This window comes from Klebsiella sp. RC2 (assembly GCF_014192815.1).
Lineage (GTDB): Bacteria > Pseudomonadota > Gammaproteobacteria > Enterobacterales > Enterobacteriaceae > Klebsiella > Klebsiella variicola.
Genome location: NZ_JACHYL010000003.1, coordinates 196,858 through 223,581 on the forward strand (window position 1 = coordinate 196,858; position 26,724 = coordinate 223,581).

A 26,724-nucleotide genomic window follows, 5' to 3' on the forward strand; every position below is an offset into this window, starting at 1 on the left:
GGCGCTCCTTAACGTCCCAGATAAACTTCAATGACCTGCTCATTGGCCTGCACCTCCCGCAGCGATCCCTCCGCCAGCACCTGGCCCTGATGCAGGACCGTCACCCGGTCGGCGATGGTCTCGACAAATCCCATGTCGTGCTCCACCACCATCAGGGAGTGCTGTCCAGCCAGGGTACGAAACAGCTCCGCCGTATACTCCGTTTCCGCATCGGTCATGCCGGCCGCCGGCTCATCAAGCAGCAGCAGATGCGGCTCCTGCACCAGCAGCATGCCGATCTCAAGGAACTGTTTCTGGCCATGGGACAGCAGACCGGCCTGGCGGTAGCGCTCGCCGTCGAGACGCAGCAGGCGCAGTACCTCATTCAGCCGATCGTCCTGTTCGCTGCTCAGCCGGGCGCGCAGGCTGGCCCACACCGATTTATCTCCCTTCATCGCCAGGGCGAGATTTTCCGCCACCGTCAGCGCTTCGAAGACCGTCGGCTTCTGAAACTTGCGCCCGATGCCCTGGCGGGCGATGGCCACCGGGTCAAGAGTGGTCAGATCCACCGACTGGTCATAGAGCGCTTTGCCGCTTTGCGGCCGGGTCTTGCCGGTGATCACGTCCATCAGGGTAGTCTTGCCCGCCCCGTTGGGGCCGATCACGCAGCGCAGTTCGCCGACGCCTATCGCCAGCGACAGATCCGTCAGCGCCCGGAAACCGTCAAAGCTGACGTTGATATTCTCCAGCTGCAGCACCGGATCGGTTTGTTCGCGAAAGCGATCGCCGGGCAGCTGACGGGTAAACAGTCCTTCATCCGGTTGCATTAGCGGTCTCCTCGACGCAGCAGGCCCATCACTCCGCGGGGTAAAAACAGGGTCACGATGATGAAGATGAGGCCCAGAAACAGCTGCCAGTACTCTGGCATCGCCACGGTGAAAATGCTTTTCGCGCCGTTGACCAGCCCGGCGCCAAGCACCGGGCCGATCAGGGTGCCGCGCCCGCCGAGCGCGACCCAGATGGCGGCCTCGATGGAGTTGGTCGGCGACATTTCGCTGGGGTTGATGATCCCGACCTGCGGGACATATAACGCCCCCGCCAGACCGCAGAGCACCGCCGACAGCGTCCATACCAGCAGCTTGAAGCCGCGCGGGTCGTACCCGCAGAACATCAGCCGGTTTTCGGCGTCACGTACCGCGGTGAGGATCCGGCCAAACTTACTCTGCGCCAGCGCCGAGCCCAGCCACAGGGTCAGCAACAGCAGCAAAACCGTGGCCATAAACAGGGTGGCGCGGGTGCCGGTGGCGGTGACCGGAAAACCCAGCAGCGTGGTAAAACCGGTGAAGCCGTTGTTGCCGCCAAACCCGGTCTCGTTGCGAAAGAACAGCAGCATACCGGCATAGGTCAGGGCCTGGGTCATGATCGAGAAATAGACCCCTTTGATCTTCGAGCGAAAGGCAAACCAGCCGAAAACCAGGGCCAGCAGACCGGGAACCAGCACTACCAGCGCCATCGCCCAGGCGAAATGTTGCGTGCCCCACCAGAACCAGGGCAGCTCGCTCCAGGAGAGAAAAGACATAAACGCCGGCAGACCGTCGCCCGCCGCCTGGCGCATCAGGTACATCCCCATGGCGTACCCGCCGAGGGCAAAGAAGATCCCGTGCCCCAGCGACAGCATACCCGCATAGCCCCAGACCAGATCCAGCGCCACCGCCACAATGGCGTAGCAGAGGATTTTGCCGCTCAGCGTCAGCAGCCAGCTCGGCACCGCCAGCGGATGCGAGGCCGGCAGCAGCGCCAGGAATGGCATACTCAGCAGCCCCAGCACCAGCAGGATCCCCAGCCAGCGCAGAGGCCGCGGCGCGCGCTGCGCCAGCGTTAAGGTGATTGGTTGGCTCATCAGTCAATAACCCTCCCTTTCAGCGCGAACAGACCCTGCGGGCGTTTCTGAATAAACAGAATAATCATCACCAGGATCAGGATTTTGCCCAGCACCGCGCCCATTTGGGGTTCGAGAATTTTGTTGAAAATGCCCAGCCCAAAGGCCGCCGCCACGCTGCCGGCCAGCTGGCCGACGCCGCCCAGCACCACTACCAGAAACGAGTCGATGATGTATCCCTGACCCAGTTCAGGCCCGACGTTGCCAAGCTGCGACAGCGCCACGCCGCCCAGCCCGGCAATACCGGAGCCGAGGCCAAAGGCCAGCATATCCACCCGCCCGGTAGGCACGCCGCAGCAGGCGGCCATCGCCCGGTTCTGCGTCACGGCGCGGACGTTCATCCCCAGACGGGTACGGTTCAGGATGAGCCAGGTAAAACACAGCACCAGCAGGACGAACGCCAGCACCGCCAGCCGGTTCCACGGCAGGATCAGGTTCGGCAGGACCTGCACGCCGCCGGAGAGCCAGGCCGGGTTTGCCACCTCCACGTTCTGCGCGCCAAACAGCATCCTCACCAGCTGGATAAGCATCAGGCTGATCCCCCAGGTGGCGAGCAGCGTTTCCAGCGGCCGACCATACAGATGACGAATAATGGTGCGCTCCAGCGCCATGCCGATCCCGGCGGTCACCAGAAACGCCACCGGCAGCGCGACCAGCGGATAAAAGGCCAGCCATTGCGGCGCGAGCTGCGCCAGCACCTGCTGTACCAGCCAGCAGCTGTAGGCGCCGATCATTAACATCTCACCGTGGGCCATGTTAATCACCCCCAGCAGGCCATAGGTGATCGCCAGCCCCAGCGCGGCCAGCAACAGCACCGATCCCAGCGACAGCCCCATAAAGGCCTGGCCCAGCAGATCGCCGAGCAGCAGACGATGTTTGATCTTTTGCAGGCTGTCGCTGGCCGCCTCGCGCACCGCCGCATCCGGCTCATGCTGGGCATCGGTAAAGGGGATCAGCAGCGCCTGGGTTTCCGGGTCCGCGGAATGGCCGAGCAGCGTCACGGCGGCCAGCCGCGCGCTGGCCTCAGGCTGAGTGAGCTGCAGGCGCGCCAGCGCCACCTCCAGCAGACCCCGCACATTATCATCGGTTTCCGCCTGCAGCCGCTGTTGCAGCAGCGCGGCCATGGCCGGGGTCGCTTCCCGCTGTAGCGTGCGCGCGGCGGAAGCTCTCTCCGTGACGTTGTCACTTAAAATAAGGTGGCTGGCCAGCGCGCCGGCAGCCAGATTGCGCAGCCTGTTGGTCAGACGGACCGGTCGGGTTTCGCCCTGCGGCGCGGCGACGGCACCCAATGGCTGTAATCCGCCCTGTCGGGTGCGGAAAGCATGTTTTCCGTCGTCCATCACCAGGCTCTCGGTGGTCAACGCCCGCAGCAGCGGCAGACGATCCGCCTGCGGCGCTGCCGCCCACTGGGTCAACAGCTGCGCCTGCTGGCTGCGGCTGGCGGCAACGAAGTCGTCCGCCTCCGCGGCCTGCGCCCGCCACGGCAGCAGGATCAGCAGTAGCGCCAACACACTCATGAGACGCAATGCGTTCATGTCGTTCTCCTCTGGTCAGCAGCCGACGGGCGCTATGCTCCAGCCCCGTCGGCCCTGGCGCTTACTGGCTGACGGTTTTCACCGGATGGTCAGGTTTCTTATCGTTACCGGGGATCCACGGACTCCACGGCTGCGCGCGAACGGGTTTATCGGTCTGCCAGACCACGTTGAACTGACCGTTACCTTCAATTTCACCGATCATCACCGGCTTATGCAGATGATGGTTAGTGGCATCCATGGTCAGGGTAAAACCGGATGGCGCGTTGAAGGTCTGCCCGGCCATCGCCTCGCGCACTTTATCGACATCGGTGGTGCCCGCTTTGGTCACCGCCTGCGCCCACATATGCAGACCCACCCAGGTCGCTTCCATCGGATCGTTGGTCACCACCGTATCGGCATTCGGCAGCTTGTGCGCTTTGGCGTACGCGCGATAGTCGGCGACGAAGGCTTTGTTGGTCGGATTATCGACGGACTCAAAGTAGTTCCATGCCGCGAGGTTGCCGACCAGCGGTTTGGTATCGATGCCGCGCAGCTCCTCTTCCCCCACCGAGAAGGCCACCACCGGCACATCGGTCGCTTTCAGACCCTGGTTAGCCAGCTCTTTGTAGAACGGCACGTTGGAATCGCCATTGATGGTGGAGACCACTGCCGTTTTGCCACCGGCGGAGAATTTTTTGATATTGGCGACGATGGTCTGGTAATCGCTGTAGCCGAACGGGGTGTAGACCTCCTCGATATCTTTGTCCTGGATCCCTTTGGCATGCAGGAAGGCGCGGAGGATCTTGTTGGTGGTGCGCGGATAGACGTAGTCCGTCCCCAGCAGGAAGAAACGTTTGGCGCCGCCGCCATCGTCACTTAGCAGGTATTCCACTGCCGGGATAGCCTGCTGGTTAGGCGCCGCGCCGGTATAGAAGACGTTGGGGGACATCTCTTCCCCTTCATACTGCACCGGGTAGAACAGCAGGCCGTTCAGCTCCTCAAACACCGGCAGCACCGATTTACGTGAGACCGACGTCCAGCAGCCAAACACCACCGCCACTTTATCCTGGGCCAGCAGCTGGCGTGCCTTCTCGGCAAACAGCGGCCAGTTGGAGGCCGGGTCGACCACCACCGGCTCCAGCTTCTTGCCCAGTACCCCGCCTTTGGCGTTGATGTCGTCGATGGCCATCAGCGCGACGTCCTTCAGCGGCGTTTCGGAAATCGCCATCGTTCCCGAGAGCGAATGCATGATCCCGACTTTGATGGTGTCGGCGGCATAGGCCTGGAATGAAAGACCCATAGCCATTACAGAGGCGGAGAGTGCAAAAGCTTTTAATAACGTTCTACGTTGCATGATTCACTCCTGAGTAGCGCAAAAATAAAGAATTAACAGCTAACCAGAGGTGATAAGGCAAAAACGGTGCCAGGTTGTGAAAACAGCAGGATGCGGGACAGGTGGGCGGCGGAGACGGTGGGGACGGCAGCGTTGCCTCATCACGGTGCAACGCTGCGCTAAGAAAGTCATTACCAGACGTCGGCGGCGATCGACGTCACCAGACGGACTTTTTGCCACTGCTGGTCTTCGCTGAGGGCATTGCCCTCTTCCGTAGAGGCGAAACCGCACTGCGGACTCAGGCAGATCTGCTCGAGCGGCACGTACTGCGCCGCCTCGGCGAGACGCGCTTTCACCCCCTGCGGATTCTCCAGCTCGCCATTTTTGGTGGTGATCAGTCCGAGAACCACCTGCTGATGGCCAGGACGAATAAAGCGCAGCGGCGCGAAATCCCCGGAGCGGTCGTTGTCGTACTCAAGGAAGAAGGCATCGACATTGACGCCGCCAAACAGCACCTCGGCCACCGGCTCGTAACCGCCTTCCGAGATCCAGGTTGAACGGAAGTTACCCCGACAGACGTGCAGGCCCACCGTCAGATCGGCCGGCTTACCTTCCAGCGCCTGGTTCAGCACCCGGGCATAAATGCGCGCCAGCGCATCCGGATCGTCGCCGCGCTCGCGTACCTGCTGACGCTGGGCATCGGAACACAGGTAGGCCCACACAGTATCGTCCAGCTGCAGATAGCGGCAGCCGGCGTCATAAAACGCGCGGATCGCGTCGCGCCAGGTGGTGGCCAGATCGTCGAAGTAGTCGCTAAGATCCGGGTAAACGGTGGCATCAATATCTTTCCGCCCGCCGCGGAAGTGCAGCACGCTCGGGCTGGGAATGGTCATCTTCGGCTGCGCGTCGCCGCTGATGCTTTTCAGATAGCGGAAGTCCTCCAGCATCGGGTGGTCGCCAAACGCCAGCTTGCCGGTGACGCGAACGCCGTGCGCTTTGGTCTGCACGCCGTTAAACTGGATCCCCTGCTCGGCATCGTAACGTTCAACGCCCTGCAGGCCATCGAAGAAATCGAAATGCCACCATGCGCGCCGAAACTCACCGTCGGTGACCACATGCAGGCCGCAGTCGCATTGCTGCTGAACCAGATGACGGATCGCGTTATTCTCAATTTCGCGTAGCTGACCGGCGTCGATAATCCCCTCAGCCAGCTGCTGACGCGCCTGTTTAATGCTGTCCGGGCGCAAAAAACTGCCGACGATGTCTGCGCGGAACGGGGCCTGTTGACGTCGCATGCTGTCTCCTTAGCGGTGGGCGCGTTAGTTGCCCACCGTGATAGTTCATTATTTGAATTTTTAGACTTCTGGATGGCTATATGTCCAGATACTGGCATGCAGAGTGGTGGGTCGCAAACGAGAATATTTCATGGTGCATGAAATATTTTCATTTACCGGAAACAAACGCATAGCCCTCATCTTCCCAGCCGGTGAGTCCGCCGAGCATCATTTTCACCGGCCGCCCAAGCTCAGCCAGCTTCAGCGCGGCAACGTCAGCACCGTTGCAGTGCGGCCCGGCGCAGTAGACCACAAAGAGGGTCTCCGCCGGCCAGGCGGCCATTCGCTCGGCGGTGATCTGGCTGTGCGGGAGATGCTGCGCGCCTGGCAAGTGACGTCTGGCGAAGGCTTCCTCGCTGCCGACCACGTGCAGCAGGACAAAGTCGACCTCGCCGGCACGCTGGGCGCTGTGCACATCGGCGCAGTCGGTCTCAAGATGCAGCTTATGGCGGAACCAACGGATAGCCTCAGCGGAAGCGGCAGGGGGAAATTGGGTTACTACACTCATGGCGTCTTCTCCTTGTCTGTGATAACACTACTTTACTGACGCCCATCACCCTGATCTGCCGACAACCATGACAGAAAACGCTAACATCCTGACAACCCCTTCTGTGACACCGTCACGTCATCAGGTGGTCGCCCTCGCCTACGATGGCCTGTGCACCTTTGAGTTTGGCGTAGCCGTGGAGATCTTCGGCCTGCCGCGCCCGGAAATGGGTGACAACTGGTACCACTTTGCCGTCGCCGCCGTCGATGAAGGGCCGCTGTGCGCTACCGGCGGCATCCGCCTGATGACTGACGGCGGGCCTGAACTTCTCGCCCAGGCGGATACGATTGTGGTCCCCGGCTGGCGCGGTGTCGACGCCCCGGTCCCCGAGGCGCTGTGCGCCGCCCTCGTTGCCGCCCACGCCCGCGGATGCCGGATTATTTCCATCTGTTCCGGGGTGTTCGTTCTCGCCGCCGCCGGGCTGCTCAATGGCCGCCAGGCAACGACCCACTGGCGCTACACCGCGGCGCTGCAGTCGCGTTTCCCGCAGATCCAGGTGGTGGAAGATGTGCTCTACGTGGGCGATGCTTTGCTGCTGACTTCCGCCGGCAGCGCGGCGGGGATCGACCTTTGTCTGCATCTGGTGCGCGAGGATTTCGGCAGCGAAGCCGCCAACGTCGTCGCCCGCCGCCTGGTGGTCTCTCCCCATCGCGATGGCGGTCAGGCGCAGCAGGTCCTGCGCCCGGTAGCCCGCAGCCGGGAGAGCCAGCGCCTTGGGCAGCTGTTTGACTATCTGCACCAACATCTTGCCGCCAGCCATACCGTCGCTTCCCTCGCCCAGCGCGCCGGCATGGGGACGCGCACCTTTTTGCGCCGCTTTGAGGAGGCCACCGGTAAAACACCCGCCCGCTGGCTGCTGGACGAGCGGCTGCTGCGCGCCCGCCAGCACCTGACGGAGAGCACGATGTCCATCGATCAGATCGCTGAGCGCTGCGGGTTTGCCAGCGCCGGCACCCTGCGTCACCATTTTCGCCAGCACTTCGCGCTCAGTCCGCTGCAGTACCGGAAACAGTTTGCTACTTCTCCGATTGCAAAATCGTCGCGGCAACGGACAATAGACGGCCACAGTAAACGGGTCGCCAGGAGGGTCGATGATGAAGAAAGAGTGTCGGGTAGTGATCTATAAAGAGGGGCTGCTGGGCAGCCTGTTTTTTGGCGAAGCCAAGGCTGACCCTGACAAAATGAGCCAGTTTCTCAGCAGCTATACCCGTGAGGGATGGGAAGTGAAAACCATGTCGGTGGAGCGCCGCCGCACCGCCCTGTTCTGGTCGCGGGAAGCGTATCTTTTCGTGCTCGAACGCCCCCTCTGACAGCCTGCGCCTGGTTTACCCGCTTAAGCCAGGCGTTCCTGAACGCCTGCTTTCAGGGCCGACGGATATAGCCCTGCTCCTGCATGTTGTGCATGCCCTCCTCGCTGGCGCAGACCATGCCGGTGGTCAGCATGGCAAAACCAAAGCGCTGATAAAACGTAATTTTATCGGCGACCGCATAGATAAAAATTTTGCCAAAGGGCAGGAGTTGCTCCCGGATGGCCAGCATCAGCTGTTGCCCGTAACCCTGCCCCTGACGTTCGGGGACGATCGCCACATCCGCCAGATAGCTGCTCCAGGTGCAATCGCTGATGGCTCGCGCCACGGCAATCAACTGGCCGTTCTCATAGCCAAACCAGCAGAAGGTGCTCTGGCGGAACGCCTGCTCCAGTTGCTGAACATCGCGCTCATTCAATCCGGCCTCGGCGATAATGGTTCGCACCCGCTGCCAGTCCACCCGCGCGATCGCCTCTTTACCCTCTATCACCATCATACCCTTGCCTCCCGTCGTCTCCCGGATGGAGCCCCGGAAGCAAGATCTAGCATGCCGCGGCAGGATATGCCAGGCGGAAAGGCGAACGGAAGAAAACGGTAGACGCGGGCGACGGCAAAAAAAAACCGCCATATGACTGGCGGTAAATCAATGCTTGCATGGATAGATTGTGTTTTGCATTTTTCGCAGACAGATAATCCTGACCTCTCTACGTTTGATGACGAGGTTAACAGAGTCAACCTCAATAAAGCCTCAACGGCCTGCGCTAAAGTTTTTCCACCAGCGCTTTCAGTTGCGCGAGGGTCTGCTGCTGATCCTCCGCGACGGCGGCGGGCCAGGCCGACTGGCGCACAATAAGCCGGGTCGGCAGCAGCTCGCGGATCCGCAGCTGCGGGGCCGCCATCAGGGCGATCAGCCGCTCCACCGCCCTCTTGCCCAGCAGATCGAAGTCCTGCGCCACCGTGGTGAGCGGCGGCTGGAAGTAGAGACTGTCGGCGGTGTCGTCATAGCCGGTCACCGATACCGCCCGGCTACCGCTGCGATTAAGCTGGGCGAGCGCGCTGAGCACGCCGAGCGCCATTTGATCGTTCGCCACCACAATCGCGCTGATCCGCGGCTGCAGATGCAGCAGCTCGAACGTTTTTTGCCAGCCGCTGGCGGCGCTCCAGTCGCCGAACACCGTTGTTGAGCGAGCGATATTCAGACTGTGCAGCGCCTCGCGCCAGCTGGCGAGGCGCAGACGGGCGGAAACCGAACTTTCCGGCCCCGCCAGCAGGCCGAATTCGCGATGCCCCAGCTCCCACAGGTGGCGTACGCAGGCTCCGCAGCCGTCGCGGTGGTCGAAGCGCACGCAGCAGACATCGGCCTCCGGGGAGACGTCAAGAAACAGGCAGGCCATATCCGGGTTCTCTTGCACCAGCCGCTCGGCGGTGGCGCTCTCCAGGGGCAGACTGACGATCACCCCGCGAATATGCTGGGCGCGTAGCTCATCCAGCCGCGCCTGTAGCGCGACAAAATCGGCCTGCGCCGGCATCGCTATCGCCACTTCCAGCTGATGCAGGCTGGCATGGCTTTTTATCGCGGCGGCGATCTGCGAGGGGGCATGCAGCGTCAGCGAGGCGGTAATTAACCCGATGGAGGGCGCTGCCTTGCCGGCAAGCAGCTGCGCCGAGCGGTTAGGCACGTAGTGCAGCGTCTGCATCGCGCGGATCACCTGCTCCCGGGTGCGGGCTGACACCACCTCAGGACGGTTCAGCACCCGGGAGACCGTCTGTTGGGAGACACCCGCCGCGCGGGCGACATCCTCAAGGGTTGCGGTACGACGCGGCATCTTTTCTCCTCAGCGATAACAATGTCGTGCGCTAACATTTTATGTTTAACGCGCGACAAAAAACAGCGTTTTGCCCTCGCTTTCGTGATCGTCTGTTCATTTCATTTCCAGCGTGATTGCTGGAAAAAACAAATTACCCGATAACGTTAATCATCCTGTTTAGCGAACGACATTTTCTGACTTACCGGGGATTAAAATGCAAATTAGCGATACCGGCAACAGCCACATGCCCAACTTTGACGCCGTCCTCGCCCGTGAAGACTGGCAGAACCAGACCATTACCCACCTTAACCGCCTGCCGGCGCATCCCGCTTTCGCCAGCTGGCGCGATGAGCTTGCCGCCCGGGATAACCATCTCTCCACACGCCGTCGTCAGCTGGACGGCGAGTGGCAGTTCGTTTATGCCCGCAGCCCGTTTGCCGTCGATGCGCAGTGGCTGACGCAGGATCTGCCGGACAGCCGCGGCACGCCAGTGCCTTCCAACTGGCAGATGGAGGGCTATGACGCGCCGATCTACACCAACGTCCGCTATCCCATCGATACCACGCCACCGCGGGTGCCGGAGGATAACCCGACCGGCTGTTATTCCCTGCACTTTACGGTTGAGGACACATGGCGCGAGAACGGGCAAACGCAGATTATTTTCGATGGCGTCAACTCGGCGTTTCATCTGTGGTGCAATGGCGTCTGGGTCGGCTATTCGCAGGACAGTCGCCTGCCGGCAGCGTTCGATCTCAGCCCCTTCCTGCGCCCGGGCGACAACCGCCTGTGCGTGATGGTCATGCGCTGGAGCGCCGGCAGCTGGCTGGAAGACCAGGATATGTGGCGGATGAGCGGCATTTTCCGCTCGGTGTGGCTGCTGAATAAGCCGCAGCAACGGCTATGCGACGTGCAGTTGACGCCAGCCCTCGACGCCCTCTACCGCGATGGCACTCTGCAGGTCCAGGCGACCGTCGAAGCGACAGAGGCGGCCCTTGCCGGGCTCAGCATCGGGGTTAGCCTGTGGCGTGGCGAGGAGCAGGTCGCCGCCGGGCGGCAGCCATTAGGCACCCCGGCGGTGGATGAACGCGGCCACTACGCGGAACGGGTCGATTTTGCTCTGGCGGTGACGGCGCCGGCGCACTGGAGCGCGGAAACTCCAAACTGTTATCGCGCCGTGGTCACCCTGTGGCGCGGCGACGAACTGCTGGAGGCCGAAGCATGGGACATCGGTTTTCGCCGTATCGAGATTGCCGATGGCCTGCTGCGTCTCAATGGCAAACCGCTGCTGATCCGCGGCGTTAACCGCCATGAGCATCATCATTTGCGCGGTCAGGTGGTCACCGAGGCGGATATGGTGCAGGACATTCTGTTGATGAAGCAGAACAACTTTAACGCCGTGCGCTGCTCGCACTACCCCAACGCGCCGCGCTGGTATGAACTCTGCAACCGCTACGGTCTGTACGTGGTCGATGAAGCTAATATTGAAACCCACGGGATGGTGCCGATGAATCGGCTGTCCGACGATCCGGCGTGGCTGCCAGCCTTCAGCGCCCGCGTCACCCGGATGGTACAGAGCAACCGCAACCATCCGTGCATTATCATCTGGTCGCTGGGCAACGAGTCCGGCGGCGGCGGCAACCACGAAGCGCTGTACCACTGGCTGAAACGCAACGACCCGAGCCGTCCGGTGCAGTACGAGGGCGGCGGCGCGGATACCACCGCCACCGATATTATCTGTCCGATGTACGCCCGCGTCGAACGCGACCAGCCGATCCCGGCGGTACCGAAATGGGGGATCAAAAAATGGATCAGCCTGCCCGGCGAGCAGCGGCCGCTGATCCTTTGCGAATATGCCCACGCGATGGGCAACAGCCTCGGCAACTTCGCCGATTACTGGCAGGCCTTCCGCGAGTATCCGCGGTTGCAGGGCGGGTTTATCTGGGACTGGGCCGATCAGGCGATCCGCAAAATCTTTGACGACGGCAGCGTCGGCTGGGCCTATGGCGGCGACTTTGGCGATAAGCCTAACGATCGCCAGTTCTGTATGAATGGTCTGGTGTTTCCCGATCGCACGCCGCATCCGTCGCTGGTGGAGGCGAAGCACGCCCAGCAGTATTTTCAGTTCACGCTGCTGTCGACCTCGCCGCTGCGGGTGCGCATCACCAGCGAATACCTGTTCCGTCCAACCGATAACGAAGTGGTGCGCTGGCAGGTGCAGTCGGCCGGTGAAACCCTGTATCACGGCAACCTGACCCTTGCGCTGCCCCCTGAGGGCAGCGACGAGATAACGCTGCTCGACAGCCTGATCCTGCCTGAAGGCGCCCGCGCGGTGTGGCTGACGCTGGAGGTGACCCAGCCCCGGGCGACCGCCTGGTCAGCAGCGGAACACCGCGTCGCCTGGCAACAGTTTCCCCTGCCCGCCCCGCTGGCGCTGCCGGCGCCCACCGTGCCTGCCGGCGCTCCGGATCTTATCGTCAGCGACGAGGTCTGGCAGATCCGCGCCGGTTCGCAATGCTGGACCATCGATCGCCGGACGGGTCTGCTGAGCCGCTGGTCGGTTGGCGGTCAGGAGCAGCTGTTGACCCCCCTGCGTGACCAGTTTATTCGCGCGCCGCTCGACAACGACATCGGGGTCAGCGAAGTAGAGCGTATCGACCCCAACGCCTGGGTGGAGCGCTGGAAAAGCGCCGGCCTGTACGATCTTGAGGCGCACTGCGTCCAGTGCGACGCGCAGCGCCTGGCAAATGAAACCCTCGTCGACTGCCGCTGGCACTATCTGCGCGGCGAAGAGGTAGTGATTGTCAGCCACTGGCGCATGCACTTCACCGCGGACGGTACGCTGCGGCTGGCGGTGGACGGCGAACGTGCAGAAACCCTGCCGCCGCTGCCGCGGGTCGGGCTGCACTTCCAGGTGGCGGATCAGCAGGCGCCGGTGAGCTGGCTGGGGCTGGGGCCGCATGAGAACTACCCCGACCGGCGGAGCAGCGCCTGCTTCGCCCGCTGGGAGCAGCCGCTGGCGGCGATGACGACGCCCTACATCTTCCCGACGGAAAACGGCCTGCGCTGCGATACCCAGGCGCTGGACTGGGGACGCTGGCACGTCAGCGGGCATTTCCACTTCTCCGTTCAGCCGTGGAGCACCCGTCAGCTGATGGAGACCGACCACTGGCACAAGATGCAGGCCGAAGACGGCGTGTGGATCACCCTCGACGGCCTGCATATGGGGGTGGGAGGCGATGACTCCTGGACCCCCAGCGTGCTACCGCAGTGGCTCCTGAGTCAAACGCGCTGGCAGTACGAGGTCTTTTTGCGTTGCCTTTAATCCGTGGGGGCGACAGCCCCCACCCTACAAACAGAATAACAAGGGATCATGGTGATGAAATTCTCTGAACTGGCGCCACGAGAACGGCATAATTTTGTCTATTTCCTGCTGTTCTTTTTCTTTTACTATTTCATTATGTCGGCCTACTTTCCGTTTTTTCCGGTGTGGCTGGCGGACGTTAACCATTTAACCAAAACGGAAACCGGGATCGTTTTCTCGTCTATCTCGTTATTCGCCATTATATTTCAGCCGGTGTTTGGCCTGATGTCAGATAAGCTCGGCCTGCGCAAACATCTGCTGTGGACTATTACGGTGCTGTTAATTCTGTTCGCGCCGTTCTTTATTTTCGTTTTTTCACCGCTGCTGCAAATGAATATTATCGCCGGGGCGCTGGCGGGCGGGATCTATCTGGGGATTGTTTTCTCCAGCGGCTCCGGGGCGGTGGAAGCCTATATCGAACGCGTCAGCCGGGCCAACCGCTTTGAATATGGCAAAGTGCGGGTCGCAGGCTGCGTCGGCTGGGCGCTGTGCGCCTCGATAACCGGCGTGCTGTTCGGCATCGATCCCAACATCACCTTCTGGATCGCCTCCGGTTTTGCGCTGGTGCTCGGTCTGCTGCTCTGGTTGTCGCGACCGGAAAGCAGCAACAGCGCCGAGGTTATCGAGGCGCTGGGCGCCAATCGCCAGGCCTTTTCGCTGCGCACGGCGGCAGAGCTGCTGCGTATGCCGCGCTTCTGGGGCTTTATCGTCTATGTGATCGGCGTCGCCAGCGTCTATGACGTGTTTGACCAGCAGTTCGCCAACTTTTTCAAAAGCTTTTTCGCCAGCCCGCAGCGTGGTACCGAAGTGTTTGGCTTTGTTACCACCGGTGGCGAACTGCTCAACGCGCTAATTATGTTCTGCGCCCCGGCCATCGTTAACCGCATCGGCGCCAAAAACGCCCTGCTGACGGCGGGGATGATCATGTCGGTGCGTATTCTCGGGTCGTCTTTTGCCTCATCGGCGGTGGAGGTGGTGATCCTCAAGATGCTGCATATGTTTGAGATCCCCTTCCTGCTGGTCGGGACCTTTAAATATATCTCCTCCGCCTTTAACCCGCGGCTCTCGGCCACCCTGTTTCTGATCGGCTTTAACCTGTCGAAACAGCTTTCCGGGGTGGTGCTTTCCGCCTGGGTCGGCCGGATGTACGACACCGTCGGCTTCCATCAGGCTTATTTGATCCTCGGGTGTATCACCCTGAGCTTCACCCTGCTCTCGTTCTTTACCTTACGGGGCGGGAAAAATCTGCTGCCAGCAGCGGGGACGCAGACCCCCGCCTGACTCCGGCTCCCGTCAGGGACGACGGGACTCACTCGACAATCCGCGTCTCCCCGCCGCGATTCTCCAGGGCATAGCGCTGACAAGGCGCCCCGGCGGCAATCAGCTCCGCCAGCTCTGCCGAGTGGCTGGTCAGCCAGATCTGGCTGTAGCGCGAGGCCTCGATAATCAGCCGGGCCAGCGCGGGCAACATGTCGCGATGCAGGCTGTTCTCCGGTTCATTGATCGCCAGAAAGGCCGGCGGGCGCGGGCTGAGCAGCGCAACGGCGAGGCACAAAAAACGCAGCGTACCGTCAGACATCTCCGCCGCCAGCAGCGGGCGGCGGATCCCCTCGCGACGCATTTTCAGGGCGAAACGTGACTGCTCGTTTTCACAGTAAAACTGGCAGCCAGGAAAGGCGTCGGCGAGGATCTCGTGCAAAATCTCTTCCGCGCCAATTTCGACAATGGTCTGAAAGGCGGCCGCCAGATTATGGCCATCGCTGTCGAGCACTGGCGAACGGTATCCCACGGCCGGCTGACGCAGCGGCGAATGGCGGCCGATGGCGAACTCATGGTAAAACCGCCAGCGGCGCAGGGTCTCCCGCACCCGCGACACCTCGGGAAAACGATGCGGTTCGCCGAGCTGACCGAACACCGACTCGTTTTCATAGATGCTCTCAGTGAACGTACTTTTCTCCCCCGTCACATCGACGAGAAACGCCGCCTGATTCTTACGCTGCAGTACGCGGGAGGAAGGCCGGCGGGAGTAGCCGGCCAGCCAGATGTTCTCTTCTTTAACGATGGGATCGAGCATGAACTGCGTCGGATAGGGCAATTTTTCCGGGAAGCCTATCTGCAGCTCATAATCGAAGCTGTCGGTCCGGCAGGCGATCTGCAGACGGCGGGGATGACGATCAACGGGCGAACGCTCCCCGGACCACATCATATTCTCCAGACCGCCCTCTTCGCTGATAAACCCCGACAGCCTGCCGTCAGCGGCGGCGGTCAGCAGGTGGATGGCGTTATAAATATTGGATTTGCCGCAGCCGTTGGGGCCGAAGACAATGTTCAGCGGCCCGAGCTCCAGCGCGATATCCCTGACCGAGCGAAAGTTTTGAATACGGATGTACTGAATCATCATAGGTCCTGCCCTGGAAATAGAAGGCTGCCACAGTAGCAGAGCGGCGCCAGGGATACCCTCTCACGCCCTCATTCGGGCAGGGTTTAACAGAACATTTTTTTCATTCCACGGGTTAGGGCGACCCGCGTCAGCTTGTCGCTATCCTGATGGGCTTCACTGAAGACGCCAAAATAATAGCGTTCATCGTCAATGGTTTGACTGACAATACGATAGCTCAGCGGTTGCCCGGATAGCGCACCGTACTGCGCAGGCGTCACCGAGACCTCGGTCGCGTCATTGGCGACGCTGACCAACAGCCCGTCGGCCTTACCTCCCACCAGCATGACCTTAATTATCGGGTGCACCAGTTCCTCCCGGGATGGCGTATATCATTGGCGAACCGCGGAGTGCGGCGGGCATTGTCGTCACGTCAACAAACGGCGCCAGCCTGAGTGCGGCATTACGTACTTTCTTATAGTTCATCGCGGCCTTGAGTCAAAAAATAGCGTGCTGAGGCTGGGCTAAATATTGATTATTCGAAATAAAAGATGACAAATGATGAAGGAAAAAAGAGGAATTGTGAATCAGCAAAACGCCGGGTTATTCTTATTTGTCGCCCCTTTGCTCGCCCTTATCGGCCCTCACTCAAGGAAGTATTGCGGTTATGCGTTATGTTCGCCTGTGTGTTATCTCCCTGTTAGCCACCCTGCCACTGGTGGTATACGCCGGTCCACAGCCGCTTGAGCAGATTAAACAAAGCGAAAGCCAGCTGTCGGGCCGCGTGGGGATGGTGGAAATGGATCTGGCCAGCGGCCGCACGCTGGCCGCCTGGCGCGCCGATGAACGCTTTCCCATGGTGAGCACCTTTAAAGTGCTGCTGTGCGGCGCGGTGCTGGCGCGGGTGGATGCAGGGGTCGAACAACTGGATCGGAGGATCCACTACCGCCAGCAGGATCTGGTGGACTACTCCCCGGTCAGCGAAAAACACCTTGTCGACGGGATGACGATCGGCGAACTCTGCGCCGCCGCCATCACCCTGAGCGATAACAGCGCTGGCAATCTGCTGCTGGCCACCGTCGGCGGCCCCGCGGGATTAACTGCCTTTCTGCGCCAGATCGGTGACAACGTCACCCGTCTTGACCGCTGGGAAACGGCACTGAATGAGGCGCTTCCCGGCGACGCGCGCGACACCACCACCCCGGCCAGCATGGCCGCCACGCTGCGCAAACTACTGACCGCGCAGCATCTGAGCGCCCGTTCGCAACAGCAACTCCTGCAGTGGATGGTGGACGATCGGGTTGCCGGCCCGCTGATCCGCGCCGTGCTGCCGCCGGGCTGGTTTATCGCCGACAAAACCGGGGCTGGCGAACGGGGTGCGCGCGGCATTGTCGCCCTGCTCGGCCCGGACGGCAAACCGGAGCGCATTGTGGTGATCTATCTGCGGGATACCCCGGCGAGTATGGCCGAGCGTAATCAACATATCGCCGGGATCGGCGCAGCGCTGATCGAGCACTGGCAACGCTAACCCGGCGGTACCGTGCGTTAGCCGGCCCGCAGCACCTCGCAGGCGTGCCGGGCGATATGACTGGCGGCGGCATCGGACAGATGCCGATCGGTAATAATAGTGCTGAACCGGGTCAAGGGTAACGCCATAAAGGTGGCCACCTGATTGTATTTCGAACTGTCGCACAGCAGGATGCTTCTCGCGCTGACCTGGCTGACGGTCTCCTTGACGGTAACCTTGTTCTCATCAGGGGTGAAAATACCGCGGCTGTCCCAGCCGCTGGCGGAGATAAAGGCCGTATCGATAGCCAGGTGGCGTAACGTTCGCGCCGCCGATTCGCCCACGCAGGAGCGATTCTCCCGGCACAGCGTGCCGCCGGTGTGGATCACGCCGCACTGGCTGGCATCGATCAGCAGTTGGGTTATCTCAAAATCATTGGTCACCACCTGCAGATCATCCCGGTCGAGGATCGCCCGCGCCAGCGCCAGGGTAGTGGTCCCGGCATCGAGATAGATACAGCTGTTTTTGGCGATGTGACTCGCCGCCAGCGCGCCAATCGCCTGTTTCTCCTCGCTCTGCAGCGTGCTTTTCACCAGATGACTGGGTTCCGTGGCCAGCCGGCTGACGGCGCGCACGCCGCCTGAGACGCTGACCAGCAGCCCCTGTTCCTCCAGTTTACTGACGTCCCGACGGATGGTCATATGGGACACGCCGAGGATCTCCGTCAGCTCATTGATGCTTACCGCCCCACGCTGCTCCACCAGGGCTAAAATACGCTGATGTCGTTCTATTGGAATCACCGCTCTCCCCTTACCATTTTTTCACACCAGGCGTCACCACTCGGGCTGCGGACCTGGCGACACCCTGTGTTGTTATCGCGCTTTGCTGCTGTTTTTACGCTATTTTAGGGCAAGAATCGCCGTTGTGCAGCCTCTTTCCGCCTGTGAATTTTTTATATTCATGTGGGTTATTCGTGATAGCTCTCACATAAATTCACATGATAACGCTTTATTCTATCATTAAATCACATTAATTAACGAATATTCACAAGGAGACCATCATGGCTGCACACACTAACGTCTGCGTGATTGGGCTGGGTTCAATGGGCATGGGCGCCGCCCGCGCCTGCCTGCAGGCGGGCCTGAACACCTGGGGCGTTGACATCAACCCCGACAACTGTCGCGCACTGCTGGCGGCGGGCGCCAAAGGCGCGGGCCCCAGCGCGGTGCCTTTCGCCGCTGACCTGGATGCGGTCGTCTTGCTGGTGGTCAATGCCGCCCAGGTGCGGGGGATCCTGTTCGGCGAAACCGGCCTCGCCGCCCATCTGAAGCCCGGCACCGTCGTGATGGTGTCGTCCACCATCGCCTCCGCCGATGCCCAGGCGATAGCCGTGGCGCTGGCGGAATACCAGCTATTGATGCTTGACGCGCCGGTATCGGGCGGCGCAGTGAAAGCGGCCGCTGGCGACATGACGGTGATGGCCTCCGGAAGCGATGCCGCCTTTGCCCGCCTCGCGCCGGTACTGGACGCCGTGGCCGGCAAAGTCTACCGCATCGGCAGCGACATCGGCCTTGGCTCGACGGTAAAGATTATTCATCAGCTGCTGGCTGGGGTGCATATCGCTGTTGCCGCCGAAGCGATGGCGCTTGCCGCCCGCGCCGGGATCCCGCTGGAGACGATGTATGACGTGGTGACGCACGCGGCGGGTAATTCCTGGATGTTTGAGAATCGCATGCAGCACGTCCTGGATGGCGATTACTCGCCAAAATCCGCCGTCGATATTTTTGTCAAAGATCTCGGTCTGGTGAATGACACCGCCCGGGCGCTGACCTTCCCGCTGCCGCTCGCCACCACCGCGCTAAATATGTTCACCTCCGCCAGCAATGCCGGATTCGGCCGGGAAGATGACAGCGCGGTGATCAAGATTTTCAAAGGCATCACCCTGCCGGGCCACAAACAGTGAGGAGAGATAACATGCAGCTTGGTGTCATTGCCGATGACTTCACCGGCGCCACGGATATCGCCAGCTTTCTCGTGCGCAACGGCATGCCGACGGTGCAACTTAATGGCGTACCGACCCGCGATCTTCCGCTGACCAGCGAGGCGGTGGTCATCAGCCTGAAAACCCGCTCCTGCGCGGTGGAAATGGCCGTCAGCCAGTCGCTGGCCGCGCTGCGCTGGCTGCAGGCCCAGGGCTGTCAGCAATTCTACTTCAAGTACTGTTCCACGTTCGACAGCACCGCGCAGGGCAACATTGGCCCGGTGCTGGATGCTCTGCTGGCCGAGCTGGGTGAAACGCGGACGGTGATTTCCCCGGCGTTGCCGGTGAACGGCCGCACGGTCTATCAGGGGTATCTGTTTGTCGGCGAGCAACTGCTGAATGAGTCCGGGATGCGCCACCATCCGGTGACGCCGATGGAGGATGCGCACCTGGGCCGCTTAATTGAGCGCCAGGGGCGCGGAAAAGCCGCGCTGATTGCCTGGCCGATTGTCGCCCGGGGGCCGGAGGCGGTCGCCACCGCGCTGGCGACAATCAGCGATCCGGCGGTGCGCTATGTGGTGCTCGACGCCCTCAGTGAACAGGATTTGCTCACCCAGGGCGTGGCGCTGCGAGAGATGAAGCTGGTCTCCGGCGGTTCCGGTCTCGCCATCGGCCTCGCCCGCGACTGGGCACAGCGCCATGGCGCCCGGGGTGAAAGCGCTCAGGCGGGCATGCCGCTGGCCGGCCCGGCGGTGGTGCTCTCGGGCTCCTGCTCGGTGATGACCAACAGCCAGGTGGCGGCCTATCGTGAACAGGCCCCCGCCCGCGCCGTCGACTTAAGCGCCTGTTTTACCGATCTGGAGAGCTACGTCAGGACGCTGACTGACTGGGTGGACGCGCAGCGCGATGCGCCGCTGGCGCCGATGATCTATGCCACCACCGAGCCGCAAACGCTGCAGCGGATCCAGGCGCAGTATGGCGACAAGGCCAGCAGCGAACGGGTGGAACAGCTGTTTGCCGCCCTTGCCGCCGCCCTGAAGGCGAAAGGATTTACCCGGTTTATTGTGGCCGGAGGGGAAACATCGAGCATTGTGGCGCAGACGCTGGGGGTCGAGGCGTTCCATATTGGGCCGACCATCTCCCCCGGCGTGCCCTGGGTGCGTGACACCCGCCAGCCGCTCTCCCTGGCGCTGAAGTCAGGTAACTTCGGCGATATCCACTTCTTTGCCCGTGCCCAGCAGGAGTTTCGTCATGACTGAGCAACAGCTGCGAGATGAAATGGTGCAGATTGGCGCCTCGTTGTTTAGCCGCGGCTATGCCACCGGCTCCGCCGGCAATCTGTCGCTGCTGCTGCCGGACGGCAATCTGCTGGCGACGCCGACCGGCTCCTGCCTCGGCGAACTGCAGGCGCAGCGGTTGTCGGTGGTGACGCTGCAAGGTGAATGGATCTCCGGCGACAAACCGTCGAAAGAGGTCACTTTTCACCGGGCGGTCTATTTGCACAACCCGGCCTGCAAGGCGATCGTCCACTTGCACAGCCACTATCTGACCGCGCTCTCCTGCCTGCAGGGGCTCGATCCGCACAACTGTATTCGTCCCTTTACCCCCTATGTGGTGATGCGTGTCGGCGACGTCCCGGTGGTTCCCTACTACCGGCCGGGCGATGACCGTATTGCCCAGGCACTGGCCGGACTGGCGCCGCGCTATAACGCCTTTTTACTGGCCAACCACGGTCCGGTGGTCACCGGCTCATCGCTGCGCGAAGCCACCAACAATACCGAAGAGCTGGAAGAGACCGCGCGGCTGATATTTACCCTCGGCAACCGTGAGATCCGTTACCTGACCACTGACGAAGTGGATGAACTGAGATAAAACCATGCCAAAATTTGCTGCTAATTTAACCATGCTGTTTACCGAACTGCCGTTCCTGGACCGGTTCGCCGCCGCTGCCCGCGCGGGTTTTGAAGCCGTGGAGTTTCTGTTTCCCTATGAGTATGAGGCCGGGGAAATTAAACAGCGCCTGCAGGAAAACCAGCTGCAGCTGGTGCTGTTCAATACCCCACCTGGCGACGTCAACGCCGGAGAATGGGGGCTCGCCGCGGTGCCAGGCAGAAGCGCCGAGGCCCGCCAGCAGATCCAGCTGGCACTGGAGTATGCCTGCCAGCTGGATTGCCCGCAGGTGCATATCATGGCCGGCGTGGTACAGCCGGGGATGGATCGCGCAGCCTGCGAAGCCGTGCTTATCGATAATCTGCGCTACGCGGCGGAGTGCTTTGCCCGCCACGACAAGCGGATACTCATCGAAGCGCTGAATCCCCAGACCAAACCGGGCTATCTCTACCACAGCCAATATCAAACGCTGGAGATGGTGAAACGTGTCGACAGGCCAAACGTCGCGGTGCAGTTAGATCTGTTTCACGCGCAGAAGGTGGACGGCAATTTAAGCCATCTCATTACCGAATATGCCGGCCAGTATCGCCATATTCAGATTGCCTCCCTGCCCGACCGTCATGAACCGGATGAGGGCGAAATAAACTATCCGTGGCTCTATGCGCTACTGGATAAAACCGGTTATGACGGCTGGATCGGCTGCGAATATATCCCCCGAGCAGACACGCTTTCCGGGCTGGGGTGGTTCTCGCCCTACCGGAAAAAATAAACGCCGTTTTCTAAAAAAATAACTCTCTGTACACCTGTTAATACCCGAGGCAAACCTATGTCGACATCGGCGCTGTTACTTATTGCGTTAGCCAGCGTAGTGCTGTTGCTCCTGTTGGTGATCAAAGCGAAAGCGCATCCTTTTGTGGCGCTCCTGATCGTCAGCCTGCTGGTGGCATTCGCCACCGGCATTCCGGCAGATAAAATTATTACCACCATTGAAAAAGGCATGGGCGGCCTGCTTGGTCACATCGCCAGCATTATTATTCTGGGCTCAATGCTGGGGGTGCTGATTGAAATGTCCGGCGGCGCCGAATCGCTGGCGAAAACGTTGACCGGCGTACTGGGCGCAAAACGGACCATTGCCGCCTTAACCATCGTGGCTTTTATTCTCGGCACGCCGGTCTTTTTTGAAGTCGGCTTTATCATCATCATTCCGTTAATTTACGGCTTCAGCAAAGTCGCCCACGTGTCGCCGCTGAAGTTTGGCCTGCCGATGGCAGGAGTGATGTTAACCGTGCACGTCGCGCTGCCCACCCACCCTGGCGCAGCGGCCGCGGCAGGCATTCTGCATAGCGATGTGGGCTGGCTGATGCTGGCGGGGATTGGAGTATCGATAGTCGTTGGTATCGTGGGTTATTTTGTCGCCCGGTTTATCAATCGGCGCCATTATCATCTGTCGATTAACGTGCTGGAACAGCAGCAAACAGCTGAAGTGCCGGACCTCTCGGTTAACGCGCAGCAGACCCGTCTGCCGCCGCCGAATGCGCTGGTTATCGGTGGACTGATCGTGGTGCCCATTATGCTGATTGTTTCCGGGACGCTGTGTCAGGCACTGCTGCTGCCGGAAAACGCGGTTCGCCAGCTGATGACCGTCATTGGTACCCCGCCGGTCGCCCTGCTGATCTCCCTGGGCCTGGCGAGCTGGACGCTGGGCATCCGTCGGCGGATGAGCCTGAAAAAGCTGGGCGAAGTCACCGGCAGCGCGATCCCCTCGTCGGCGGACGTGATCCTCGTCGCCGGCGCCGGCGGCGCCTTTGGCGGCGTACTGGTCGCCTCCGGCATCGGCAATGCCTTAGCCGAGGCGCTGGAGACAATTCATCTGCCGCTGATGCCCGCCGCCTTCCTGCTCTCGCTGGTACTCCGGGCCTCGCAGGGATCGGCCACCGTGGCGATCCTCACCACCTCCGGTCTGCTGTCTCAGGCGGTCATCGGGCTGGATCCGATTCAGCTGGTGCTGGTAACGCTGGCGACTTGCTTCGGCTCGCTCGGGTTATCGCACGTCAACGATGCCGGGTTCTGGGTCGTCACGCGCTATCTCGGGCTCTCAGTGCCGGACGGGTTAAAAACCTGGACCGTATTGACGACCATCATGGGGGTGACGGGCTTTCTGATCACCTGGCTGCTGTGGTTTGTGTTGTGATATTCGTGAAAGGTGGCCACCGGGCCACCTTTATTTGTCATTTGTCAGTTAGCCGGGCGCTGGCCGCGCTGTCACCTCACCAGACAGCGTCACCGGAATAAAATAGCGTACGCGATAGCGCCTTTCCGCCGCTGGCCCACCTTCCGTATGACGCTCGAGAAAGCATTCAATGTCGACTCCCTCCCGGCGGCTTGCTCCCAGCGCTGGCAGCAACTCCATATACAGATCGCTGGATAAACGGGCGTAACGCGCCCAACTGCCATAGAATTCAACGCCAACATACAGCCCAGGCCTTGTCGTCAACGTGCTGTTCGTCGTCAGCGCGGGCAGCGCCCCTCGCTCCCGATGACAACCGACAAAAGCGTTAACCTCGACGTTAAGCTCATTGTTTCTCGCCGCATAATAATCGGATAACACAGAGAGACGGCCACCGCCGGCGGTAAAAAAACGGTCAACCTTTTGTCTGACAGCCGTCTTCGACGTGCTTTGCAATACCATATCCGACAGGCGCAGCTCATACTTCATTGGAGAGCCACGATAGACCCTCTCGGGCAGTGAACAGAAACGGGCCTGAGGCAGGCTCTCACCCTCCGGGTCGAATTTCTTTAACAGCAAAGCCGTGTCCCAGTGCACGGCGCAACGGTATTCCCGCGGCGAGAGCGAGAAGCGCTTCTTAAACTCCCGGGAAAAAGTCTGCGGCGAATCATAGCTTAACTGCCAGGCAATGGCGGCGATCGGTTGCCGTGTTAATCGCAGACTCACCGCCGCGATGGTCAACCGCCGCAGCCGGATATACTGCCCGATGGGTAACTGACCATACTGATAAAACACCTCATAGACAAACCGCCGCGAATACCCCATATACTGCGCCAGGTCATCGATAGACGGGTTACAGTAGATATTATCTTCCAGCCACGCCAGCATTTTTAAATAGAGCATCTGCTTCATAGATACCGCATACTTCCTGTAGTCTTATCCTCCTCTAATTTTAACAACAGGCGGCGGACAGCACTAAGCTTTTTATGCACGGCAAAAATAAAAAAATAATTATCAGTGAAAAACCCTAACAGACATATGATTAACGTTTTGTTTATTAGGAACTTTCGTATGCTCATCTGCCGTTATCCCACTTTCTCCAGCGAATATTGCATTAGTGTAAAACATCCCTTAGATTATCTCGTCTAAAAATATTCAGCGCATTGCCATTATATGTTTTAATTTATCCTGATATCATTTTAATACCCAACAGGGAAGTTATATGACGAATTTTTTGTTCAATATAAAAAATCACTATCTGCGGGTCGCGATTGCCGAACTGGTCAATGAAACGATGCAGGCGTGCGAGCGATCGCATTATCAGTTTTCTCAGCAATGGAAGCCGGCGTCGATTGCACAAGCCGATGTCATATTCACGGAAATGGTGGCGGGAGAATGGTACTTATGCCATGAACTTTTACAGCACGCTACAGAGAATTATCAACTTTTTATTTTCCTGAATGATGAAGAGGTTACCGTCATCGATCACTTACCCAACTGTTTTAAGCATGCGGTATTTATACACCCGCACACCGCCGTTCATCTTCTTAAGGAGGTGATAGGTCATGCAATTCAACGCCCCTTAACGGAACAGCATGGCTCTCCCTTTAATCGTCTGCGTCGCTGCATAAATTGTCCCTGTAAGTCATTGAGCGACGCACAAACCAAAGTCATCTACGCGTTCAGCATTGGCCTGAGCCCGCATGAAGTTGCCACTGTACTAAAAATTAGTCACAAAACGATCCATTCGCATAAAAAGAACATTATGAATAAGTTCCATTTAAAGAGTCGTCAGCAATTCAACAATCTTGTCCAGATACTCGCCAGACGTTAACCTCGTAAAATATTATTATGCTAACTCATTATCTTCTGGAACGGAAGACATAACGTCTTTTACGCCTCTCTTTAATATAGGATATACCGCTCCACAAAGAAATAATGGGGCAAAAAATCAAACATAAAACAATAAGCAAATCACCCATGACAACCTCGAAAAATAAAAAGAATTTGATTGGCATAGATAATATTGACCTCATATTATCCATGCAAGCTCATTTCTTTTTTTCCAGAACACGTCATAGCGTGGTAGGATAATTCCTGACAGCCATTATTTAATCGCTAAGTTCAGTCTCCGCCCCCGAGTTTTAGAAGAAATGTATGGCCTGTTATTATCTTTTAGCAACGATATTGAGAAAAAGATAGCTAAACATCCGATTCCCTGTAGAGTGGAGGGAATCACCATGTGAATCTCCCGTTCCGCGTAGCGGACATCACGGTTGGTTGAATGTCAGAAAATGCTGGCCTCCTCCTTGAGGGTATGGCCCTACCTCCCTATTTTCGCTCTGTACAGGCCATCGGGCTCTGCTACAGCGAACGGAATGACTATGCTAACCACCTTGATTTACCGCAGCCAGGTTGATCCAGCCCGGCCACTGACCGATCTTGACGCCCTTATTCATCGCGCCAGCGGAAAAAATATGCCCCTCGGGATAACCGGAATTCTGCTGTTTAATGGTCAGCAGTTTTTCCAGGTACTGGAAGGAAATGAGGAGATCCTCGAGTCGTTATTCAGCAAAATACAATTCGACCCACGACATCGCGATGTGGTGGAGCTGATGCGCGACTACTCGGCCTATCGCCGTTTTCGGGACGTCGGTATGCGGATGTTGGATCTCCGCTATCATGAGAATGATGCTGCGGTAGAAGAGATCCTGCGCTTCAGCACCTTTGGTGAAACTGAGCCGGTCAATGACCGCATGTTCAGACTGATTAGCGCCTTTATCGCCGACGGCGGGCGCTATTGCCTGCCCGAGTCTCTGCAGCCTTCTCGCTGGTCGATGACTCCCACAGTGGGCAATGCCTCGCCGCGCAACCTGACGGATCAGCCCTGCCAGTTCGCCCTGCAGGCCATCGTCGAGCCGGCCAAAAGGCGGGTCTCTTCCTTTGAAGCCCTGATCCGCAGCCCAACCGGCGGCTCACCCGTGGAAATGTTTGCCGCCATTGCGGCGGAAGATCGCTACCGTTTCGACCTTGAGAGCAAAGCGTTCGCCTTCTCTCTCGCCGCCCGCCTTCCGCTCGGCAAACAGCAGCTGGCGGTCAACCTGCTGCCAGGCTCGCTGTATAACCATCCTGACGCCGTAGGCTGGCTGATGGACAACCTGCTGGCGGCAGGTCTCAGGCCAGAACAGGTCTTGATCGAGGTGACTGAGACGGAGGTTATCTCCTGTTTCGACCAGTTCCGCAAAGTACTCAAAGCGCTGCGCGTGGCCGGCATGAAACTGGCCATCGACGATTTTGGCGCCGGTTACTCCGGTCTGTCGCTCCTGACCCGCTTTCAGCCTGATAAAATCAAAGTGGATGCGGAGCTGGTGCGCGATATTCATATTAGCGGCACCAAACAGGCGATTGTCGCCTCGGTCGTGCGCTGCTGTGAAGATCTCGGCATCACCGTGGTCGCCGAGGGCGTCGAAACCATTGAGGAGTGGTGCTGGCTGCAGTCGGTAGGCATTCGCCTGTTTCAGGGATTTCTCTTTTCCCGACCCTGCCTTAACGGCATCGGGGAGATCTGCTGGCCGGTAGCGCGCCAGGCAACGGACCTGTAAGGACGCGCACCCGGGCAT

25 protein-coding genes are annotated in these 26,724 nt (G+C 59.8%); 12 read left to right on the top strand and 13 right to left on the bottom strand.

All coding sequences use genetic code 11. The features are described from left to right. Positions 1 to 8: 8 nt before the first annotated feature. The 6 genes from urtD to FHW76_RS10580 all read right to left on the bottom strand — a co-directional run bounded on the left by urtD (position 9) and on the right by FHW76_RS10580 (position 6,607). On the bottom strand, positions 9 to 806 hold the full coding sequence (urtD, locus tag FHW76_RS10555) for an urea ABC transporter ATP-binding protein UrtD (protein ID WP_002904321.1): 798 nt from the start codon (positions 804 to 806) through the stop codon (positions 9 to 11). Beyond that, a complete protein-coding gene (gene urtC / locus FHW76_RS10560; protein ID WP_008804969.1) occupies positions 806 to 1,879 on the bottom strand; it encodes an urea ABC transporter permease subunit UrtC in 1,074 nt (357 codons plus the stop codon). The genes urtD and urtC overlap by 1 nt, the downstream gene beginning before the upstream one ends. Beyond that, the gene (gene urtB, locus FHW76_RS10565; RefSeq protein ID WP_183476644.1) at positions 1,879 to 3,453 is read right to left on the bottom strand and encodes an urea ABC transporter permease subunit UrtB; all 1,575 of its coding nucleotides are present in this window, start codon (positions 3,451 to 3,453) and stop codon (positions 1,879 to 1,881) included. The genes urtC and urtB overlap by 1 nt, the downstream gene beginning before the upstream one ends. Before the next feature lie 61 nt (positions 3,454 to 3,514). Further along, the gene (urtA, locus tag FHW76_RS10570) at positions 3,515 to 4,786 is read right to left on the bottom strand and encodes an urea ABC transporter substrate-binding protein (RefSeq protein WP_008804971.1); all 1,272 of its coding nucleotides are present in this window, start codon (positions 4,784 to 4,786) and stop codon (positions 3,515 to 3,517) included. Positions 4,787 to 4,956: 170 nt separating this feature from the next. Continuing rightward, positions 4,957 to 6,060: a cobalamin-independent methionine synthase II family protein gene (locus tag FHW76_RS10575; RefSeq protein WP_183476646.1), complete on the bottom strand. Its 1,104-nt coding sequence runs from the start codon at positions 6,058 to 6,060 to the stop codon at positions 4,957 to 4,959. A 148-nt stretch (positions 6,061 to 6,208) separates the two neighbouring features. Then, positions 6,209 to 6,607 carry a rhodanese-like domain-containing protein gene (locus tag FHW76_RS10580; RefSeq protein WP_012541783.1) on the bottom strand — a complete coding sequence of 133 codons (399 nt, stop codon included), beginning with the start codon at positions 6,605 to 6,607 and terminating at the stop codon, positions 6,209 to 6,211. A 67-nt stretch (positions 6,608 to 6,674) separates the two neighbouring features. Here FHW76_RS10580 and ftrA point away from each other — a divergent pair, with 67 nt between their 5' ends. Then, entirely contained in the window at positions 6,675 to 7,772 is a 1,098-nt protein-coding gene (ftrA, locus tag FHW76_RS10585) for a transcriptional regulator FtrA (RefSeq protein WP_032735539.1), read from the top strand. Further along, positions 7,741 to 7,956: a DUF4177 domain-containing protein gene (locus tag FHW76_RS10590; RefSeq protein WP_004205985.1), complete on the top strand. Its 216-nt coding sequence runs from the start codon at positions 7,741 to 7,743 to the stop codon at positions 7,954 to 7,956. The genes ftrA and FHW76_RS10590 overlap by 32 nt, the downstream gene beginning before the upstream one ends. 52 nt (positions 7,957 to 8,008) lie before the next feature. Here FHW76_RS10590 and FHW76_RS10595 read toward each other — a convergent pair whose 3' ends face one another. Beyond that, positions 8,009 to 8,449 carry a GNAT family N-acetyltransferase gene (locus tag FHW76_RS10595; RefSeq protein ID WP_012968274.1) on the bottom strand — a complete coding sequence of 147 codons (441 nt, stop codon included), beginning with the start codon at positions 8,447 to 8,449 and terminating at the stop codon, positions 8,009 to 8,011. Positions 8,450 to 8,714: 265 nt separating this feature from the next. Beyond that, positions 8,715 to 9,779, bottom strand: a complete 1,065-nt coding sequence (locus FHW76_RS10600; RefSeq protein ID WP_012541786.1) for a LacI family DNA-binding transcriptional regulator — start codon at positions 9,777 to 9,779, stop codon at positions 8,715 to 8,717. 196 nt (positions 9,780 to 9,975) lie between these two features. Here FHW76_RS10600 and FHW76_RS10605 point away from each other — a divergent pair, with 196 nt between their 5' ends. Both FHW76_RS10605 and FHW76_RS10610 read left to right on the top strand, forming a co-directional pair. Next, entirely contained in the window at positions 9,976 to 13,083 is a 3,108-nt protein-coding gene (locus FHW76_RS10605; RefSeq protein ID WP_110209814.1) for a beta-galactosidase, read from the top strand. A gap of 54 nt (positions 13,084 to 13,137) precedes the next feature. Beyond that, positions 13,138 to 14,403, top strand: coding sequence for an MFS transporter (locus tag FHW76_RS10610; RefSeq protein WP_008804978.1), 1,266 nt, complete (start codon positions 13,138 to 13,140; stop codon positions 14,401 to 14,403). A gap of 28 nt (positions 14,404 to 14,431) precedes the next feature. Here FHW76_RS10610 and FHW76_RS10615 read toward each other — a convergent pair whose 3' ends face one another. Next, positions 14,432 to 15,520: an AAA family ATPase gene (locus FHW76_RS10615; RefSeq protein ID WP_012541789.1), complete on the bottom strand. Its 1,089-nt coding sequence runs from the start codon at positions 15,518 to 15,520 to the stop codon at positions 14,432 to 14,434. An 86-nt stretch (positions 15,521 to 15,606) separates the two neighbouring features. Next, a complete protein-coding gene (locus FHW76_RS10620; protein ID WP_080930376.1) occupies positions 15,607 to 15,867 on the bottom strand; it encodes a hypothetical protein in 261 nt (86 codons plus the stop codon). Positions 15,868 to 16,166: 299 nt separating this feature from the next. Between FHW76_RS10620 and blaLEN the strand changes: the two genes are divergently transcribed. Continuing rightward, on the top strand, positions 16,167 to 17,027 hold the full coding sequence (blaLEN, locus tag FHW76_RS10625) for an LEN family class A beta-lactamase (RefSeq protein ID WP_183476648.1): 861 nt from the start codon (positions 16,167 to 16,169) through the stop codon (positions 17,025 to 17,027). Between the two features lie 17 nt (positions 17,028 to 17,044). On the opposite strand, the gene FHW76_RS10630 is transcribed toward blaLEN, so the two are convergent. Next, a complete protein-coding gene (locus tag FHW76_RS10630; RefSeq protein WP_040968491.1) occupies positions 17,045 to 17,806 on the bottom strand; it encodes a DeoR/GlpR family DNA-binding transcription regulator in 762 nt (253 codons plus the stop codon). A gap of 260 nt (positions 17,807 to 18,066) precedes the next feature. Between FHW76_RS10630 and ltnD the strand changes: the two genes are divergently transcribed. The 5 genes from ltnD to FHW76_RS10655 are packed head-to-tail and all read left to right on the top strand — an operon-like array spanning position 18,067 to position 23,068. Beyond that, a complete protein-coding gene (gene ltnD, locus FHW76_RS10635; protein WP_022065597.1) occupies positions 18,067 to 18,969 on the top strand; it encodes an L-threonate dehydrogenase in 903 nt (300 codons plus the stop codon). An 11-nt stretch (positions 18,970 to 18,980) separates the two neighbouring features. Then, a complete protein-coding gene (gene otnK, locus FHW76_RS10640) occupies positions 18,981 to 20,246 on the top strand; it encodes a 3-oxo-tetronate kinase (RefSeq protein ID WP_032730293.1) in 1,266 nt (421 codons plus the stop codon). Beyond that, the gene (locus FHW76_RS10645; protein WP_012541792.1) at positions 20,239 to 20,859 is read left to right on the top strand and encodes an aldolase; all 621 of its coding nucleotides are present in this window, start codon (positions 20,239 to 20,241) and stop codon (positions 20,857 to 20,859) included. The genes otnK and FHW76_RS10645 overlap by 8 nt, the downstream gene beginning before the upstream one ends. Before the next feature lie 4 nt (positions 20,860 to 20,863). Continuing rightward, the gene (locus FHW76_RS10650; RefSeq protein ID WP_022065599.1) at positions 20,864 to 21,646 is read left to right on the top strand and encodes an HPr family phosphocarrier protein; all 783 of its coding nucleotides are present in this window, start codon (positions 20,864 to 20,866) and stop codon (positions 21,644 to 21,646) included. A 57-nt stretch (positions 21,647 to 21,703) separates the two neighbouring features. Then, on the top strand, positions 21,704 to 23,068 hold the full coding sequence (locus FHW76_RS10655) for a GntP family transporter (RefSeq protein WP_008804987.1): 1,365 nt from the start codon (positions 21,704 to 21,706) through the stop codon (positions 23,066 to 23,068). Between the two features lie 48 nt (positions 23,069 to 23,116). On the opposite strand, the gene FHW76_RS10660 is transcribed toward FHW76_RS10655, so the two are convergent. Further along, complete coding sequence (locus FHW76_RS10660) at positions 23,117 to 24,016, bottom strand: helix-turn-helix domain-containing protein (protein WP_012541794.1); 900 nt, start codon at positions 24,014 to 24,016, stop codon at positions 23,117 to 23,119. Between the two features lie 310 nt (positions 24,017 to 24,326). Between FHW76_RS10660 and kbvR the strand changes: the two genes are divergently transcribed. Next, on the top strand, positions 24,327 to 24,938 hold the full coding sequence (gene kbvR, locus FHW76_RS10665) for a LuxR family transcriptional regulator KbvR (RefSeq protein WP_008804989.1): 612 nt from the start codon (positions 24,327 to 24,329) through the stop codon (positions 24,936 to 24,938). A gap of 28 nt (positions 24,939 to 24,966) precedes the next feature. On the opposite strand, the gene FHW76_RS10670 is transcribed toward kbvR, so the two are convergent. After that, positions 24,967 to 25,149, bottom strand: coding sequence for a small membrane protein (locus FHW76_RS10670; protein WP_071787621.1), 183 nt, complete (start codon positions 25,147 to 25,149; stop codon positions 24,967 to 24,969). Positions 25,150 to 25,488: 339 nt separating this feature from the next. On the opposite strand from FHW76_RS10670, the gene FHW76_RS10675 reads away from it, so the two are divergent. Beyond that, positions 25,489 to 26,706: a diguanylate phosphodiesterase gene (locus FHW76_RS10675; RefSeq protein ID WP_183476650.1), complete on the top strand. Its 1,218-nt coding sequence runs from the start codon at positions 25,489 to 25,491 to the stop codon at positions 26,704 to 26,706. The last annotated feature ends 18 nt before the right edge of the window (positions 26,707 to 26,724 follow it).